Here is a 17,820-nt window from a genome sequence, read left to right as displayed (position 1 = left end):
TCCTCCTGAGAGCATATTCACATGTTGAAATCGCGAAGTAAAATGAGATAATCGTCGTTATAGTTACCAATATTGGACATCATGGATCGTCGCATCAAGATCCGCCATCTGGAGGCACTGACCGAAATCGTCCGGCAGGGCAGCCTGAAACGCGCGGCCGAGCGGTTGTTCCTGACACAGCCCGCGATTTCGCGCACCCTGTCGGAGCTTGAACAGATCCTCGGGGTCGAGCTGCTCACCCGGGGCCGGGGCGGCGTGGCGCTGACGGCGCAGGGCGAACTGTTCCACGCCTACGCCCAGACCAGCCTGACCGCGCTGGAACAGGGGTTGGCCGGGATCAGCGAGGCGGAGCGCGCCGGGGCCTTGCAACTGCGGGTCGGCGCGCTGCCGTCGGTCGCGGCGCGGCTGATGCCGGAGGTGCTGGTGCAGATGACGAACCTGGCGCCCCGGATGCGGCTCATCGTGCTTGATGGCCCGCACGGCTATCTGACCGATCAGCTGCGCGCCGGCAGTCTCGACCTCGTGATTGGCCGGTTGGGGGAGCCCGAGACGATGTCGGGGCTCAGCTTCGCCCAGCTCTACCTTGAGGATGTCGCGGTCGTGGTCCGGCCCGGTCATCCGATCCTCGCCAACCCCGACCTGCGCCGGATCGGCGACTGGCCGGTGCTGTTTCCGCCACCGGGCGCCGCGATCCGGCCCTTCGTGGAGCGCCTCCTGATCGCGCAGGGCATCGCCCCGCCGCCGCGGCGGATCGAAACCGTCTCCGGCGCGCTTGGGCGGGCCTACACCAAGCAGTCCGACGCGATCTGGTTCATTTCAAGGGGCGTCGTCGCGCGGGAGGTGGCGGAGGGCTCGCTCATGCAGCTGCCGATCGAGACTCCGCTGACGCGCGCGCCGGTCGGGCTCATGCGGCGCGCCAGCGCCTCCGAGACGGCGGCCGGCCAGCTCTTCGTTCAGGCGGTGCACCGCGCGGCGCGGATACTGGATCTGGAATGACCGGAAATGCGGGGATCCCTTTCTCGTCAAGTTGGCCATGTTCATCTGCTGCCAAACAGTGGCGCGCGCCCGCAATTGGTCGCGTCGCTGCAAGATGGCTCCAAACCTTATCTCGGATAGGCGCCGGGCCCCGAGGCTCACGAACCGTTCGACGCGAAGATCGCGGTGGAACGCGCGCCAAGCTCTTCCCAACCTGCGCGACCGGAACGCAACGGAACTGGATGGAACATAGCCTCTCCTGTCCTGATACGGTACCTGTCATGTCGGCGTCGGCCAAAGCGCGCGGCGTTTTCTACGCCACGGGGCACGGTCATCGCGGCCTGGCCCATGCTGCTGATCGCGGGTGAACCGCCCGAAACTGACGTCTCCCCCTATTCATCGAACGGTTCTGAGGAAACGGAATGACACAGAAAATATGCCTCATCATCGGCGGCGGCCGCGGCATGGGCGCCGCCACCGCCCGCGAGATGGACAAGCGCGGCTACAAGCTGGCGCTGATGTCTCCATCGGAAAGCTGCGAAAAGCTCGCCGTCGAACTCGGCGGCGTCGCGCATCGCGGCAAGGCCGAAACCGCCGGGGACACGCAGGCGATCTTCGATCTGGCGATGGAATCCTATGGCCGCGTCGACGCCTGCCTGATCCATGTCGGCGGCCCCCCTAAAGGCGATCTTCTCGCGATCCCGGAAGAGGATTGGGACCGGGCGCACGAGATGGTGCTGAAGCCGGTCATCCGCATGGCAAAGTTGCTCGGCCCTGTCATGGAAAAGCAGGGGGGCGGATCGATCGTGAACATCACGACGTTTTCGGCCTTTGAGCCGTCTCTGGCTTTCCCGACATCCAGCGTCTACCGCGTTGGCGTCTCCAGCTTCACCAAGCTCTTTTCGGATCGCTACGGCCCGGCGAATATCCGTATGAACTGCCTGCTTCCCGGCTTCACGGACAGTCTCGACCTGCCGCAGAAATATGCCGACATGTCGGCGCTCGGACGCCTCGCGCGGGTGGAAGAACAGGCGAAGGCGGCGGCGTTCCTGCTCAGCGATGACAGCAGCTATATCACCGGCCAGAGCCTTCGGGTCGATGGCGGCGTAACACGGTCGATGTAGCCTGAGGTCAAGGATACGCCTAAGCCGCGCTCGGCGCCCGCCGGGCCTTTCTGCCTTCTGCCGCCCCCACCGTGGCGGGGGACGACGCGGTCTTCAGCGTTTCGCCCCCCGCGAGGCTGATCCTTCGGGTTGCGACGGGAGAGTGGGAAACGGACGTAAAGCGTCACGCCCAAGCGGGTCGTCTTCGGGCGCGTTGAGATGTAAACGAATGGACTGGGTCCGGCCTTCACCGGCCCCCAGGCACCATCCGGATCGGCCTCAATCCGGCTTGGTTCGGCAACGCCCGACGCCAGGCCCCTACCCCCCCTTCAAGACGTTCCGATTTGGGCCATTCACGCCAGCTCTCGCACAACCTCCACGATAAATGCCTTGATTATTTTCGCGACGCTGCCGCTATTCGCGCGCACAAAATAACCAATATATCGATTCGAATTATTAAGATGCCAAAGTCTGTTTATGACTTGACGTGATGGGTTGCTGTTTATTTCCAGTCATCTATTCAGATTGAACACTTGGAGATAAATATGGCTGACGCGACAGTCCCCTCAACGAAACTCACCGTTCCGGACCCGGACCCTTTTAATCTTCAGGCCGTGAAGCGCTATGTCTTCAACGAGACTGGCAATATCATGATGGCTTCGACGGAAATCGGATCGGAAGAAATCTCACAAGAAGTACGCGATGTCTTCGCCGAGGTTTCCGTCTTTTTCTCGGCAATGACGCGGGCGATGGCCACCACGATCAACAAGAAGACAGGCAAGTTTTATTCGATCTACGACTACGAAGCGATCGAGGGCATCGTTGGAGGGTCGGGCCTCTTTATCCAGGTGAGCCAGGAGGACGTCACCCATGAGATCTCGTCGTGGGGGGTAACGGTCAGCCGGGAGTTGATCGAAGGGCTTCTCGGGCTGGCGACGGGGTCGGGCGAATTGGTCTTCGCACAAGCGATGATTTCATCCATTGCGAAACGCGGCCTTTCCATCAGCGGCAAGAGCGACAAGAGCGACGGCCGCGTCGGCACCATCGTGTTCGTCTGCGAATACCTGATGGGCATGCCGATCGTCAGCGCCTTGGTCTGCTACGTTGATTCCAAGATAGCCAGCCAGAGCTTCAAGCTCGGACCCTGCATCCAAGAACAAACATCCTCGCTGCACCTGCTGCTGCACAAGGACACCTACATGTTCGTGACGCCGAATTTCATCCGGAAGTACGGCGGTGACCTCCTGTCCGTCGAAAGCGACCTGGAATACCTTGAGCTTGTTGATTTCCTTCAGGATCTTGTCGAGCGCAAGCCAACAGTCACGGCGGTCGAGACGGATTCCGGCGCGACCGCAGTCAATGCGCTGACCACCGGTCAGACCTACCATATCCTCGGCGTATTCCTGACCGAGATCGGCGAGGTGCCGGCCGATATGAAAGTGTCGTTCACTGTCGACTTCGAGGGTGGCGAAAGCATGCCGGTGGGCGATCCGCAGGGCAACATGGTGTCGTTCACGCCGACGAAGGCTATGCCAAAGGCCAGCCCGGCGACGATTGTGGCGCACCTGGAGCCGGTCACAGGATCGACTCCGCCCGCCAAGACCATAAACGTCGTGTCGACCGGTTCGGCCTACACCGTGGTCGCTGCGGCGACGCCGGGAACCACCCCCACTGTGAACGGCTTCGAGGACAGCAACGGCAACAAGGTTACCGGCCCGCTTAAGAATGGCCAGATCTACGCGATCAAAGGCGCGGACCTGCTGGGAGGTCACACGGCCAGTTCGATTTCGGTGAGCGTCTCCGGACAACCCAGCGCGGTCACGGTCGAGACATCTCCGGCGCCGTCGGATACGTCAGTGTCGTTCAAGGTGAATGCCGCCTTTACCTCTTCACCCATCTCGATCATGTCGGGCGTGACAAAGATCGTGGATACCGCCAGCGTCAGCGCAACCTGATCTGCGCCGGAAAAGGTATTCTGAATGGCCAACGACGGATACCCGACGGAGGACGGAAGACTTATTTCGGACAAATGGCCGGTCCCGGTCTTTATCGTAATGCCGGGCATGCGCCGATCCAATGACCGGACGTATATGAAAAGTTTGCGGTATGTTGGGCCGGCCGCGTTCAACAGGGTTGTGCTTGTCCATACGCGCCCCCAACTGCACAGCTTTTTTTCCTACGTAATGCGACCCTATTCGAAAGAAGAATTGAAATCTCAAATCAAACGGGACCATTGATCATGACGCATCAAGACATGACCGGCTTTGGACGCAACCTTCTTCTCATCGCTGCCGCGACGGTCGCTCTGGCGTCCTGTACCAATATTCAGGGCGGACCCGCGGAGGATACCGTCATCGTCTATCGCGGGCTTGACGCGCGGTCGAACGGAAAGGCCAAGACCTCGCCGTCGCAATTCCGGTTCAACCCGGACATGTCGACCTTCGACGCGCCGCCGGGCAACAAGCCCTGCGCCTACGCGTTCGTCGTCACCGACGGCGCTGTTCAGGGCCTTCCGGGCTATACCGGGGCCGCCACGCCGCCGCCCGGCCATTGGAGCATCAACGCGCCGGTCGGCACACCTCCCAATGTGGCCGCCGCCGCCGCCGCAACTTACGCCACGGCCAATCCAAACGGCTTTACCCCCGCCGCCTGCGTGCCTGGCACCTGAGCCGTGGCGCGATACCATCACGCCTACGCACTGGATGATGCCTCCTATCTCGCCGCAATGGATTCTCTCTGGGATGACGATCCGGCCAGCCGAACTGAAAAGCTGTGGGCGGCGGCACGGGAGACCTATCGCGCCAACAGCGGCAATCCCGTCTACAACGACATGCGCGTCGATGACACTTGGCTGGCACTGGATGACGAAGCCGACCAGACAGGCGAGTGGGCTCTGGTGATGCTTGCGCCGTATCTGACGGCGATCGGGTCGCTGTCGTCGAGCCTTGCGAGCGGTTTCGTCGAGATCGAAGAATGGGGCATGAGTAACCCGCGATGGCGCAAGCTGACGGGCCGACTGGTGCGCGGCGATTCCATCCGGCTGCTTTTCAGCCAAAGCCCGTGGTGGACCGTGCTCGGCGAAGCGAGATACATTGAACAATCCTGCGGATGGCTGAGCCGGTCCGACTGCGTCCGAATTCGTGACGACTTGGCGACGCTCGTGCAGGGCCGCGCCGGCAGTGCCGGGATCGGACAGGATCTGCCCCCTGACGACTCGGTGCCGGAAAGACTGAGTGTGGCATTGCGCGACGCCACCGCGATGATCGGCTCCGCCACCCGCGCTCACAGGAGCATTCTGATCGCCTATGAGGACTAGGTGACGCACTCATAGCCGACCTGCGGGGTGCCAATGATCAGCACTATTTGCACCGCCGGCCTCGGCTTCGACCGCCAACATGCGGCGCGCCCAACGAACCGACTGCGGACAGAAGCATGCCCCCTGATGGCACCACGACCGACCGCACCCGACGATCACGCCCCGATGAACGCGTCCGAAAGAGCGGGTGCACTGGAAGCGAATACGGCGGAGTGCTCTCGTCGATCCGGGAACGTCGCGCGGACCTCCTCGGGCTCGATCTACGTCGATGTAATCTTTCGGCAAGATTTGTGGCCCCTGTAGGATGCAGATACTGGCCGGCCAGACGGGACCGTGCTTCATTACAAATGGGGCCGCTGCGACATCTGGAGTTCAAGGAACCGAGCCATGCCGGATACGACGATACGCCGCCCTTTCGACAAGACTGCACCCCGATGAACGGTGCCGAAACCGGCAATCGCGGCGGCGGCGTTGGGCGAGCGATCGCACATCCGGCGGTGAGGATCGCCTTCCCCTTGCTGATCGTCGCGATCGGCATCGGGGTGCTTCATCACTTTTCGCGCTCGGTCCAGTGGCACGACGTCCGGGCCGCGTTGTCGGCGATCCCGTTTCCGAGCCTTGGCACGGCGCTGCTTTGCGTCGCTGCGAGCTACGCCGCCCTGTCGCTCTACGACGTCGCGGCGTTGCGGAGCCTTGCGCCGGGCAAAGTGCCTCTGCGCCTCGCCGCCGTGGCCGGGGCCAGCGGCTTCGCGATCTCGAACTTCCTCGGCGCGTCCTGGCTTACCGGCAGCAGTGTCCGGATGCGGATCTATTCGGCGCTCGGGGTCGATCTCACGACCGTTGCCCATATCGTCGGGATGACCTGGCTCGCCTTCTTTCTCGGCCTGACAACGGTGCTCGGCCTCCTGTTCAGCTTCCATCCCCAAGGGCTGAGCGCGGGCTTGCCGATCAGCCCCGGAACGGAAGCCATGGCCGGGGCGGGACTGCTGATCCTGCTTGTCGCCATCTATGGCTGGCTGGCCCTCGGCCACCGGCAGTTCCGCATCGGCCGCGTCCGGATTGAGCTGCCGCCGCTCGGTCTCGCCGCCGCGATCACTCTCATCGCGGTCGCCGACATGGTCGTCGCGGCCGCCAGCCTCTATGTTCTTCTGCCCGACGGGATCGTGGCGAACTTCGTGGTCTTCTTCGTCATCTATGTCGGCGCTGTCGCCTTGGGCGTTCTCAGCCACGCGCCGGGCGGCATTGGCGTGTTCGAAGCAGCGCTCGTCGCCGGTCTCGGCGCCGGGGCGGAGCCGGATGTTCTGGCCGCCCTCCTCATCTACCGGATCCTCTACTTCTTCCTGCCCTTTCTGCTGGCCGCAGCCGGGCTCGGCCTCGCCTGGGCGGTGGAAGAGCGACGCAGCCTCGGCAAGGCGGCGCTCGGCGCCTACCGGATCGCCCAGCCGGCCGCGCCCGTCATCGCGGCCGGGATCGCCCTGATCGCCGGCGCGATCCTTCTGGCCTCCGGCAGCCTGCCGCCTGACGAGACGCGGCTCGGCATCCTGCGCGACATCCTGCCCTTGGGTTTCGTCGAGGCATCGCACCTCGCAGGGTCGATCGCCGGGGTGCTCCTGATCATCATCGCCCGCGGGCTGTACCGGCGCCTTTTCCGCGCCTGGGTCGTGGCGACGGCTCTTATGGCGGTCGGCATCGTCGCCTCGCTCGCCAAGGGGCTCGACTGGCAGGAGGCCCTGTCGATGCTGGCCTCGCTGGGTCTGCTGGCGCTCTTCCGGCCGGCCTTCTACCGGATCGAGGGCGGAACCCTCTTCCGGCTGGACGGGGCGTGGATCGTCAGCCTAGCCGCACTTCTCGCCACGATCATCTGGATCGGGTTCGTCGTTCATGCCCACACCGCCTATCGCGACGCGCTCTGGTGGCAGGTCGCCTGGCAGGGCGGCGCCTCGCGCTTCCTGCGGGCTTCGCTTGCGGCGGCGGTGATCTTCGGTGGCATAAGCCTGCAATCGCTCCTCGCCGCCCGCAGCAAACCCCGCACGCCCGAGCCCGTGCCGGCTCGCGTGCGCGAGCTTCTGGCGGCCTGCCCGCGCGCCGGGGCGCAGCTTGCTCTCACCGGCGACAAATCGTTTCTGATCAGCCCCGACGAGAAAGCCTTCCTTGCCTACGCTGACACCGGCCGCACTCTCATCGCGCAGGGCGATCCGGTGGGAAAGCCCGAATCCGGCCGGGCGCTGATCCGGATGTTTCGTGAACGGGCCGACAAGATGGGCCGACGTGTCGCCTTCAATGCGGTGACGGAACAGTTCTTGACCACCTACCTGGACCTCGGCCTTTCGATCATGAAGATCGGCGAGGTTGCGAGGGTCGCTCTTGCGCAATTCACCCTCGACGGCGCGGCCCGCAAGGACTTCCGCCACGCCAGATCCCGCGCCGGCCGCGAGGGCCTTGTCTTCGAGGTGATCCCCGCGGCCGGGATCGGCCCCGTCCTGCCGGATCTCAAGACGGTCTCCGACGCGTGGCTGGCGCTGAAGCAGGGCGAAGAGAAAGGGTTCTCGCTCGGCGCCTTTTCGGAACCCTACCTGCGGAATTTCGACGTGGCGGTTCTTCGGCGCGGGCCAAGCGGCCCGATCCTCGCTTTCGCCAATCTCTGGCAGGGTGCTGACCGGCACGAGGTGTCGCCCGACCTCATGCGCTACGATCCCGCCGGGCCAAACTATGCGATGGATGCGCTTTTCGCCGAGCTTCTCCTTTGGGCCCGCGACCGCGGCTTTCACTGGTTCACGCTTGGCGCGGCGCCGTTCTCGGGCCTCGACGACCGGCGCTTCGCCCCCTTCTGGAACCGGATGGGCGGCCTTCTTTACGAACACGGAGAGCATTTCTACCGTTTCGAGGGATTGAGGGCGTTCAAGCAGAAGTTCGATCCGGTCTGGACCCCGCACTACCTTGCCAGCCCCGGCGGCCTCGCGGTGCCCCGGGTACTTTACGATCTCAACGTGCTGATCTCGGGCGGCGTGCGAAACTTGGTGAACTAGGGCCGGGCTCGCCCTAGACATTCTCCGGGGTGACGATTTCGAACGGGATCGCTCTTTGCACCGGCGTCATGCTTGTGCCCTGTTCAACCGCGTCGATCATGGATTGAACAAGCGCCGCCGGGGTCGCCTCTGGCGGGTGACAAAGCGCGGCGGTGATCAATCCCTCCGACAGGCCCTTGCGCGTCTCTGGGCCGATATCGCGGCAGATCAGCTTGATACCCGCCCGGCGTTCTTCCGGCACCTCGCGTAATGCCCGCAGGACGCCGGAAATTCCGCCGCCGACCATGAAGATGCCCGTCAGGTCGTCGGTCGTCTGCAGCAGTTCCCTGACCATGCGATAGGCTTCTGCCGTTTCCTCGTGGGTTGGCCGGCTGTCCTCGACAACCAGATGCGGAGCGTGTTCGCGCAAATAGGAGCGGAAGCTGGCATCGGCGACATCCTGGCACTGGTAGCGGTGGTTGCCCAGAAAAACCGCCACGCGCCCAGGCCCGTGCGTCATCTGCGAGATGAACCAGGCGGCCGTGCGCCCGAGTTTCCAGTTGTCGGTTCCGACATACCCCGCGCGTTCGGGCGCCGACTGGTCGGTGATATAGGCGACGACAGGTTTGCCCATCTCGTGGAGTTCGCGGATGGTATGGCCGATCTGCGGATGGTCAGCCGCGATGATCGCGACCGCATCGCAGGCTTGACCCAAGGCGCGCAGGCGTTGGGAGATGTTGTCGGGCGTGAGCAGATCCACGAAGTCGATCAGCGGATCGACGACGTCGAGCGGGCGTGAGCGGCAGGCTTCGGTGATCTTGCGCCCGAAGAGCTGGTAGAGCTCGCGCGAGGATTGCTGGAGCAGAAACCCGAGCCGGTAATGCGGCGCGCTCTTTCGCAGCTGGTCTTCGATCGCGCCAAGACCGTAGAAGCCGATCTTCTCGGCTGCGGCCTGCACCCTTTGCACGGTCATCGGCTTGACGCGCGCCGTGCCGGAGAGGATCCGGTTCACCGTCGAAACAGAGACTTCGGCCTCCCTGGCCAGATCGGCGATTGTCGGACGGTTCATGATGTTCGCTCCGTGAGTATTTCATAATGAATGACACAAAATGATATTTTCGCAATCAAAATATTCATTACTTGTTTCCAGAATCTCTTTCACACCCTAACCTCTCCGTCACTGAAGCCCTGCGGAGGAGAGCGGGGCACCGGAGGAGACATCATGACAAAATTCACCCGGCTCGCGGCCACGGCCGCGACTGCCATTGCTGCGGCCTGCGCCGCATCCGCCGTCATCGCGGCCGACATCTACGTTATCGGCGGAAAACCTGACGATCCGTTCTGGTCGCGCGTGAAGAAAGGCGCCGAGGATGCCGGCATCGTGGCGCAGGCCCAGGGCGGCTCGGTCACCTGGCTTGGCCCGCAGAACTACGACAATCTCGGCCCCGATGCCGCGGAACTGATCCGCCAGGCGATCGACCAGGGGGCAGACGCCATTGTCGGCCCGGACTGGGTGCCCGAAGCGATGGATCCGGCCTTCAAGGCGGTCGTCGACGCCGGCATTCCGCTGGTGATCTACAATGCCGGCGGGCTCGAGGCGGCCGACCGTCTTGGCGCGATGAACTATGTCGGCGCGGTGGACTACAAGTCCGGCTTCGCGGGCGGCGAATATCTGGCGAAGGCCGGGCACAAGAACGGCGCCTGCGTCAACACGCTGCCGGGCGCGGCCAACATCGAGGCCTTCTGCAATGGCTTCAACGACGGGCTGAAGGAAAACGGCGGCACCGGATCGACGCTCCAGCTTCCGGCGACCGCCTTCGGCGACGCGACCGCCGTGGCCCAGGCCGTGCGCGCGCATCTGCTTCAGAACCCCGACATCGACGCGATGTTCGCCATCGGCGACGGCGACACCAACGCCACCGTCAGCGGCATCCAGCAGGCCGGCAAGGCGGGTCAGGTCCATGTCTGCGGCATGAACTTCAACGACTCGATCCTGGCCAATATCCAGGCGGGCACGCAGGATTGCGCCATCGACCAGCAAGGCTACCAGCAGGGCTTCTTCGCCGTGTCGATCCTGAACAACTACGTCACCTACGGCGTGACCATCCCGACCCGCGAGATCCTCACGGGTCCGGGCGTCATCGACATGAACAACGTCGAGCAGGTGATCGAGGGCGTGAAGGCCGGCGCGCGCTGATCCGGCACGCGGGCGCGGATCGCAAACCCGCGCCCGGAAGAACGAGGGTGGCCGCGCGCCCCGCGCTGGCGGCCACCTCCAGGACGGCCTGCTCCGAATTGACGGGCGTGAGGTCGGCAAACCAGATGCAACAGGAACCGCACAGATGTCGATGCAATCGGAAGCCGGCGCGACAAGCTTTTCGCTCGGCAGTCTCGTTCGACGGCCGGAGACGGGGTCATTCCTCGGGTTTGTGGTCGTCTACCTCTTCTTCGCAATCCTTGGCGGCGCCGTCTTTGTCGGCGCGCCCGGATGGTCGAGTTGGCTCAATATCGCGGCCGAGGTCGGCATCATCGCGCTGCCGGTCGGTCTGCTGATGATTTCCGGCGAGTTCGACATGTCGGTGGGCGCGGTGGTGCCCGCGGCCTCGGTGACGGCGGCATTGCTGAGCGGTCACTACGAGCTTCCGGCGCTGGTCGGTATCCTCGGCGGTCTTGGCGTCGGGGTGCTGGTCGGCCTGGCCAACGGATTGCTGGTCACCCGCACCGCGATCCCCTCGCTGATCGTGACGATCGGCGTGATGTTCGCCGTGATGGGGCTCACACTCGGCTTCGCGGTGCTGATCAAGGGTTCCACCAGCCTCAGCTACGTGCCCGACCCGGTCACCAAGTCGCTTCTGGGCACCTTCATCAACGGCATGTTCAACGTGTCGATCTTCTGGTGGCTGGGCTTCGTGGCGCTGTTCTTCTACGTCCTGCACGTCTCGCCGGTCGGCAACTGGATCTTCGCGATCGGCGGCGATGCCGAGAGTGCGCGCAACGCGGGGGTTCCGACCGCCAGGCTCAAGATCGCGCTGTTCATGTTGTCGGGCTTCTGCGCCGCCTTCGTCGGCATCGCGCAACTGATGACCTACCAGAGCGCGCAGGTCGCGGGCGGGCAGTCCTTCATCTTCAACTCGATCATGTGCGTGGTCATCGGCGGCGTGCTGCTGACCGGCGGGGCGGGCTCGATCGTGGGGATCGTGCTCGGCACGATGACCTTCGCGGTCGTCAACCAGGGCATCTTCTTCGCCGCGCTCGACCCCAATATCGGCTCCATCATCATCGGGGCGCTCCTGCTCGCGGCGGTCCTGTCGAACGACACGTTCCGTGCCCTCGCGATGGCCTATGCAAGCAAGAAGAAGTGAGGGCGGAACCATGGACATGATCGCAGGAATGCTTCGCCGTCCCTCGGCAGCCTCCATTCTGAGCCTTGTCGGCGTGCTGGCCTTCTATGTGGTGCTTGGCGGCGTCGATCTGGGCAAGCTGATGGGCGCGGCCAGCTGGGTCAACTATGCGGCGCGGATCGGCATCGTGGCGCTCTTCGTGGGCTTGCTGATGATCTCGGGCGAGATCGACATCTCGATCGGGGCGATGATCCCGGCGGGCGCCATGACGACGGCCATCATCACCGGCTACTTCGGCCTGCCGATGATCTTCGGTGTTCTCGGCGCGCTGGCCATCGGCCTCATCGTGGGCCTGTTCAACGGCTTCATCGTCACGCGCACCACGGTTCCCTCGCTGATCGTCACGCTCGGCACGCTTGTCGCCATGCAGGGGATCGTGCTGGCGGGCTCCAAGCTCCTGACCGGGGCCGCGTCGGTTCCGCTGAGCGCGCCCGGCTGGGCCAAGACGCTCTTCGGGGACCTGATGTTCGGCGGCAACCATCAGGTCGTGATCCTCTGGTGGATCGGCCTCGCCGTCGTGGTCTGGTTCGTCATGCACGAGTCCAAGTACGGCAACTGGATCTTCGCGATCGGCGGCGACAAGGTCAGCGCCCGCAATGCCGGCATCCCGGTGGACCGGATCACCATCTGCCTCTTCGTGGGAACGGCGACCGCGGCGTCCTTCGTCGGCATGTGCAACGCCATCCAGTTCAACTCGGCCCAGGTGTCGGGCGGGATGGGCGACATCTTCAACATCATCGTGAGCGTCGTGGTGGGGGGCGTGCTCCTGACCGGCGGCTTCGGGTCGATCACCGGCGTGTTCGTTGGGACGATCACCTTCGCCGTGGTGAACAAGGGTATCGATTTCACCAGCATCGACCGCAATTGGTCCAACCTCATCATCGGCATCATGCTTCTTGTCGCGGTCGGAATGAACGAAACCTTCCGAAAAAAGGCGATGAGCGCCGTCAGAAAGAAGAAAGGCTGAAACCATGTCCGACGCGAAAGTGGTTCTCGAACTGAGAAATGTCGACAAGAGCTTCGGCCCGATCGACGTTCTCCACGAAATCTCGCTCAAGGTGCGCGAAGGCGAAGTGCTCTGCCTTCTGGGCGATAACGGCGCCGGCAAGTCGACGCTGATCAAGACGCTGGCGGGGGTTCACGCGCCGACGCGCGGCGAGATCCTTGTCGATGGCCAGCCGGTGAGCTTTTCCGGGCCGCGCGACGCGCAGGACCGCGGTATCGCCACGGTGCACCAGTTCGGCGGCACCTATCCGCTGATGTCGGTCGGGCGCAACTTCTTCATGGGCGTGGAGCCGACCAAGGGCTGGGGACCGTTCAAGGTCTTCGACCGCAACACGGCGAACCGGATTGCCGTGGAAGAAGTCCAGAAGATGGGCATCACCCGGATCGACGACGGCGACCGCCTTGTCGGCGGCCTGTCGGGCGGGGAGCGCCAGTCGCTCGCCATTGCGCGGGCGGTCTATTTCGGCGCCCGCGTGCTGATCCTCGACGAACCGACCGCGGCGCTTGGCGTCAAGCAGGCGGCGCATGTGCTGCGGATCGTGAACGAGGCCAAGAAGCGCGGACTCGCGGTGATCTTCATCACCCACCAGGTGATGCACGCGATGACCGTGGGGGACCACTTCGCGGTGTTGATCCGGGGCGCGATCGCGGCCGATTTCCGCAAGGGCGAGAAGACCCGCGAGGAAATCACCGACCTGATGGCGGGCGGCGAGACCATGGCCGATCTCGAAGCCTCGATCGAGGGCTACATGGAAACCCACGAGAGCCATGCGCCCCGGATCCAGCCCGCCGAATAACCCTACCTCCCCGCCTGCGCCGGTCGCGTCCGGCGCGGGCATTCACCACCACAGCCCGGAGGACCGGACATGAAGATCGCGCTTGACCCGTACATGCATCGCCACCTCAGCCTCGAGGACCTGCCTGCGAAGGTAAAGGACCTCGGCTACGACTGGATCGAACTTTCCCCGCGCGGGGATTTCCTTGAATGGTTCAAGGCGCCGCGCGTCTTCCCCGACCGGATCAGGAGCTTCAGGAAGGCGCTGAAGGACGCCGGGGTCGGCATTGCCACGCTCCTGCCGATGTACCGCTGGGCCTCCAACGACGAGGAGGAGCGCAAGGCCGCCATGCGCCACTGGAAGCGCGCCATCGAGATCGCGGTCGAGATGGAAGTCGACACGATGAACTCGGAATTCGGCCGCGGCCCGCATCCCGACAAGGGCACCTGCTACTGTTGCCACACCGGCTCGATGATCGAGGCCTGCGAGGATGCCTGGTGGCGCTCGATGGACGAACTGGTGCCGATCCTCGAGCGCGAGGGCATCTCCTTGCATATCGAGCCGCATCCCGAGGACTGGGTCGAGACGCTTCAGCCCTCGGTCGACCTGATCCGCACGGTGAACAGCCCCCGGGTCAAGTTCCTCTACTGCACGCCGCACACCTTCTATTTCGGCGACGACACCGTCGCGATGCTGAAGGAGTGCGCCGACGTGCTGGCCCATGTCCACATCGCCGACACGTTCAACCACAAGGCCAGTTCTGGCCTGCGCTACATCATCAACCCGCCGGGGTCGTCCGCGCGGGTGCACCAGCACCTGAACATCGGCCAGGGCGAGGTGCCGTGGGACGACTTCTACCGCACGCTGGCCGAGATCGGCTTCGACGGGATCATGACCGCCTGCGTCTTCGCCTGGGAAGAAAAGGCCGACGAGTCCGGCCGCTTCATGCGCGGCGAGATGCAGCGCCTGATCGACAAGCATTTCAAGTGAGGGTCTCGAAATGGCACTGAAAATCGGCGTCATCGGCACCGGAATGATCGGGTGCGATCATATCCGGCGCCTTACCCAGGTTCTTTCCGGGGCACAGGTCACGGCCGTCACCGATATCGACCAAGCCCGCGCCGAAGCGGCGGCTCCGAATGGCGCGCAGGTTTTTCGCACGCCGAAGGACCTCATTCACTCGGACAAGGTCGAGGCGGTGGTGATCTGTTCCTGGGGGCCGGCGCATGAGGAACAGCTGCTCGACTGTATCGCGGCGGGCAAGCCGGTGTTCTGCGAGAAGCCGCTCGTCACCTCGGAAGCCGCCGCCAAGCGCGTGATCGAGGCCGAGGTGGGCTTCGGCCGCCGCCTTGTGCAGGTCGGGTTCATGCGGCGTTTCGATGCCGATTATCGCCGGCTCAAGGCGGTGATCGACGGCGGCAGCCTCGGTGCGCCGCTGATGTATCACTCCACTCACCGCAATGCGTCGGTGCCCGAAGGGCTCTACACCTCGGACATGCCGCTTAACGACACGCTGGTGCATGACGCGGATATCTCGCGCTGGCTGCTCGACGACGAAGTGGCCGCGGTCGAAGTGCGCGTCCCGCGCCGGTCGAGCCGGGGGGGCGATCTGCGCGATCCTACCATCGTGCTGCTGTACATGTCCTCAGGCGCAATCGTCGACGTCGAGATCTCGGTCAACATCGCCTACGGCTATGACATCCGCGGCGAGGTCAGCTGCGAGACGGGCGTGGCGGCGCTGCCCAATCGCCCGGCGACGGTGATCTCGGATCGCCACGGCATTCGCCAGGCGATCCCCGAGGATTGGCGCGAGCGCTTCATCGAGGCCTACGACCAGGAGTTCCGCGAATGGATCGTGGCGGCGGGGCAAGGCACGGCGACGGGTCCGTCGACCTGGGACGGTTATGCGGCAACGCTGGTCGGCGACGCCGCGCTGCGCGCGGTCGCCAGCGGCGCGCGCGAGAGCATCAGCATGATCGAGAAACCTGCCCTTTACGGCACCGCCTCCGCGATTGCGGCCGAGTGACCTGACCGGCATCTGAGAAAGCAAGACACCATGATCAACGGTGAAAGAACGATTGAACGGCCACTGCGCTGGGGCATGATCGGCGGCGGCCGCACCGGGCAGGTGGGTTACAAGCACCGGACCGGCGCCCTGCGCGACGGCACCTATCAGCTGATCGCCGGGGCGTTCGACCTCGATGCCGCGCGCGGCCGCGATTTCGGCACCAGGCTCGGCGTGGCCGGGGATCGCTGCTACGCGACCCACCAGGAGATGATCGCGGGCGAAGCCGGGCGCGCGGACGGGGTCGAGGTGGTCTCGATCGCCACCCCGAACTTCACCCATTACGAGATCACCATGGCCTGTCTCGAAGCGGGGCTCCACGTCATCTGCGAGAAGCCCCTGTTCTTCACCGTTGCCGAATGCGACGAGGTGGCAGCGCTCGCGGCGTCCAAGGGACTGATTGTCGGCGTGACCTACGGCTTCACGGGGCACCCCTTGGTGCATCAGATGGCCGCGATGGTCGCAAAGGGGATGCTGGGCGAGATCCGCATCGTCGACATGGCCTATACCCACGGCTTCAACGCGGGCGACGATGACAGCGCCGATGCCGTGAAATGGCGTACCAACCCCAAGACCGCCGGCCCGACCTTCGTTCTGGGCGATATCGGTACGCATCTTTACTACCTGTCCGAGGTCGTGCTGCCGCATCTGAAGGTCGAGAAGCTGCTCTGCGACCGCACCGCCTTCATCCCCTCGCGCGCGCCCTTGGAAGACCACGCGACGGTGCTCATGCATTACGACAACGGCGCGCGCGGGCGGCTCTGGGTGTCCTCGGTCGATGCGGGAAACATGGGGTCGCAGCGGTATAGATTCGTTGGCTCCAAAGCCTCGGTGGCGTGGTCGGACAGCCATCCTGACCAGTTGGTCTATCAGGTGCAGGGCGAGCCCGAGCGCATCCTGCATCACGGGATGCCCTATCTCGAGAATGAAAGCCTCGCCTGCGACCGCATGGGCGCGCTGCATACCGAGGGGCTGGGCGACAGCTGGTCGAACATCTACCTGTGGATCGCCGAGGCCATCGACGCGGCCAAGCGCGGCGACACCGCGTTCCTGAAAACCCACCACTATCCCGGTATCGAGGCGGGCACCGAAGGGGTGCGCTGGCTTGAGAACTGCGTGCGCTCGGCCGATGCGGGCGCGGCCTGGGTCGATTTCAGATAACCCTCTCAGCAAGGATCACGAGAGATGAAACTTTCCATTTGCACCGATGTGATGGGCACCCTCTCCTTCACCGACATGCTCGACAAATGCGTCGAACTGGGTGTCGAGGGCATCGAGATGACCGGCGGCGGCTGGTCCAAGGGGCCGCATTTCCGCGCCGATGAACTCCTGAAGGACAAGGGCCTGCTGAAGAGCAAGCTGGCCGAGATCAAGGCGCGCGGGCTCGAGATCGCCGCGCTCAACTGCTCGGCCAACCCGCTCGATCCGGGCGCCATGGGCAAGCGGCACCTGAAAGAGATGAAGGAGACGATCCGGCTTGCCGGCGAGATCGGCGTGAAGAAGATCGTCACCATGTCGGGCCTGCCCGAAGCGGCGCCGGGCGACATGGTCCCGAACTGGCTGGTCTACACCAAGTCCTGGCCCGACGAGATGCCCGAGCGCGACCGCTACCAGTGGGAAGACCGCGCCTTCCCGCTCTGGCACGATCTGGTGGCCCATGCAAAGGCCTGCGGCGTCGAGAAATACGCGCTGGAAAACTTCTCGGCGATGCTGGTCTGGAACCCCGAGACCCTGTTCCGGCTGCGGGGCGAAGTGGGCCCGATGGTCGGCATGAACCTCGACCCCAGCCACCTCTTCTGGAAGGGCGCCGAGCCGATCGCCGTGGCGCGCGCGCTGGGCGACGCGATCCACCATGTCCACGGCAAGGACACCCGGATCGAGCGCGGTCTGGCCGACGTCAACGGCCTCTTGGAGCTGAAGGAGGTGACCGACGTCGCCAATCGCAGCTGGAACTACGTCGCGGTCGGCGCCGGGCACGACCTGCAATACTGGAAGGAGTTCTTCTCGGTCGTTGGAATGATGGGCTACAACGACTGGGTTTCGCTTGAGATGGAAGATTTCACCATGTCCACCGAGGCCGGCATCCGCTCGTCCATCGACGCGCTGCAAGCGACGATCATCCGCTGAGACCCGGTCCGGCCCCGGAACCGCTCCGGGGTCGCGCCCATCGGGAG

General features: G+C 64.3%; 15 protein-coding genes. 14 read left to right on the top strand and 1 reads right to left on the bottom strand.

Annotated elements, in window-relative coordinates:
* The first annotated feature begins 81 nt into the window (after window positions 1–81).
* The 6 genes from pcaQ (at window position 82) to mprF (ending at window position 8,420) form a co-directional block, all read left to right on the top strand.
* Window positions 82–996, top strand: coding sequence for a pca operon transcription factor PcaQ (gene pcaQ, locus V5734_RS06435; protein WP_347312680.1), 915 nt, complete (start codon window positions 82–84; stop codon window positions 994–996).
* Window positions 997–1,397: 401 nt separating this feature from the next.
* Entirely contained in the window at window positions 1,398–2,099 is a 702-nt protein-coding gene (locus V5734_RS06430) for an SDR family oxidoreductase (RefSeq protein WP_347312679.1), read from the top strand.
* Window positions 2,100–2,623: 524 nt separating this feature from the next.
* Window positions 2,624–4,033 carry a hypothetical protein gene (locus V5734_RS06425; protein ID WP_347312678.1) on the top strand — a complete coding sequence of 470 codons (1,410 nt, stop codon included), beginning with the start codon at window positions 2,624–2,626 and terminating at the stop codon, window positions 4,031–4,033.
* 284 nt (window positions 4,034–4,317) lie between these two features.
* Window positions 4,318–4,746 carry a hypothetical protein gene (locus V5734_RS06420; RefSeq protein WP_347312677.1) on the top strand — a complete coding sequence of 143 codons (429 nt, stop codon included), beginning with the start codon at window positions 4,318–4,320 and terminating at the stop codon, window positions 4,744–4,746.
* A gap of 3 nt (window positions 4,747–4,749) precedes the next feature.
* A complete protein-coding gene (locus tag V5734_RS06415) occupies window positions 4,750–5,394 on the top strand; it encodes a hypothetical protein (RefSeq protein ID WP_347312676.1) in 645 nt (214 codons plus the stop codon).
* Between the two features lie 347 nt (window positions 5,395–5,741).
* Entirely contained in the window at window positions 5,742–8,420 is a 2,679-nt protein-coding gene (gene mprF, locus V5734_RS06410; protein ID WP_347312675.1) for a bifunctional lysylphosphatidylglycerol flippase/synthetase MprF, read from the top strand.
* A 13-nt stretch (window positions 8,421–8,433) separates the two neighbouring features.
* Here mprF and V5734_RS06405 read toward each other — a convergent pair whose 3' ends face one another.
* Window positions 8,434–9,468 (bottom strand): LacI family DNA-binding transcriptional regulator, encoded by a 1,035-nt coding sequence (locus V5734_RS06405; protein WP_347312674.1) that lies wholly within the window; start codon window positions 9,466–9,468, stop codon window positions 8,434–8,436.
* Between the two features lie 153 nt (window positions 9,469–9,621).
* Between V5734_RS06405 and V5734_RS06400 the strand changes: the two genes are divergently transcribed.
* The 8 genes from V5734_RS06400 (at window position 9,622) to V5734_RS06365 (ending at window position 17,773) form a co-directional block, all read left to right on the top strand.
* Window positions 9,622–10,596: a sugar ABC transporter substrate-binding protein gene (locus V5734_RS06400; protein WP_347312673.1), complete on the top strand. Its 975-nt coding sequence runs from the start codon at window positions 9,622–9,624 to the stop codon at window positions 10,594–10,596.
* 145 nt (window positions 10,597–10,741) lie between these two features.
* A complete protein-coding gene (locus tag V5734_RS06395; protein WP_347312672.1) occupies window positions 10,742–11,761 on the top strand; it encodes an ABC transporter permease in 1,020 nt (339 codons plus the stop codon).
* Between the two features lie 10 nt (window positions 11,762–11,771).
* Entirely contained in the window at window positions 11,772–12,767 is a 996-nt protein-coding gene (locus V5734_RS06390) for an ABC transporter permease (protein ID WP_347312671.1), read from the top strand.
* Between the two features lie 4 nt (window positions 12,768–12,771).
* On the top strand, window positions 12,772–13,602 hold the full coding sequence (locus tag V5734_RS06385) for an ATP-binding cassette domain-containing protein (RefSeq protein WP_347312670.1): 831 nt from the start codon (window positions 12,772–12,774) through the stop codon (window positions 13,600–13,602).
* A 69-nt stretch (window positions 13,603–13,671) separates the two neighbouring features.
* Window positions 13,672–14,571 (top strand): sugar phosphate isomerase/epimerase family protein, encoded by a 900-nt coding sequence (locus V5734_RS06380; RefSeq protein WP_347312669.1) that lies wholly within the window; start codon window positions 13,672–13,674, stop codon window positions 14,569–14,571.
* A 10-nt stretch (window positions 14,572–14,581) separates the two neighbouring features.
* On the top strand, window positions 14,582–15,607 hold the full coding sequence (locus V5734_RS06375; RefSeq protein ID WP_347312668.1) for a Gfo/Idh/MocA family oxidoreductase: 1,026 nt from the start codon (window positions 14,582–14,584) through the stop codon (window positions 15,605–15,607).
* A gap of 30 nt (window positions 15,608–15,637) precedes the next feature.
* On the top strand, window positions 15,638–16,807 hold the full coding sequence (locus V5734_RS06370; protein ID WP_347312667.1) for a Gfo/Idh/MocA family protein: 1,170 nt from the start codon (window positions 15,638–15,640) through the stop codon (window positions 16,805–16,807).
* A 24-nt stretch (window positions 16,808–16,831) separates the two neighbouring features.
* Window positions 16,832–17,773 (top strand): sugar phosphate isomerase/epimerase family protein, encoded by a 942-nt coding sequence (locus tag V5734_RS06365; protein ID WP_347312666.1) that lies wholly within the window; start codon window positions 16,832–16,834, stop codon window positions 17,771–17,773.
* The last annotated feature ends 47 nt before the right edge of the window (window positions 17,774–17,820 follow it).

Origin of the sequence: Defluviimonas sp. SAOS-178_SWC (assembly GCF_039830135.1) — a bacterium.
In the GTDB taxonomy this organism is placed as follows: domain Bacteria; phylum Pseudomonadota; class Alphaproteobacteria; order Rhodobacterales; family Rhodobacteraceae; genus Albidovulum.
The sequence above is the reverse complement of the archived record's forward strand: the minus strand, read 5'-3'. Positions and strand labels throughout refer to the sequence as shown.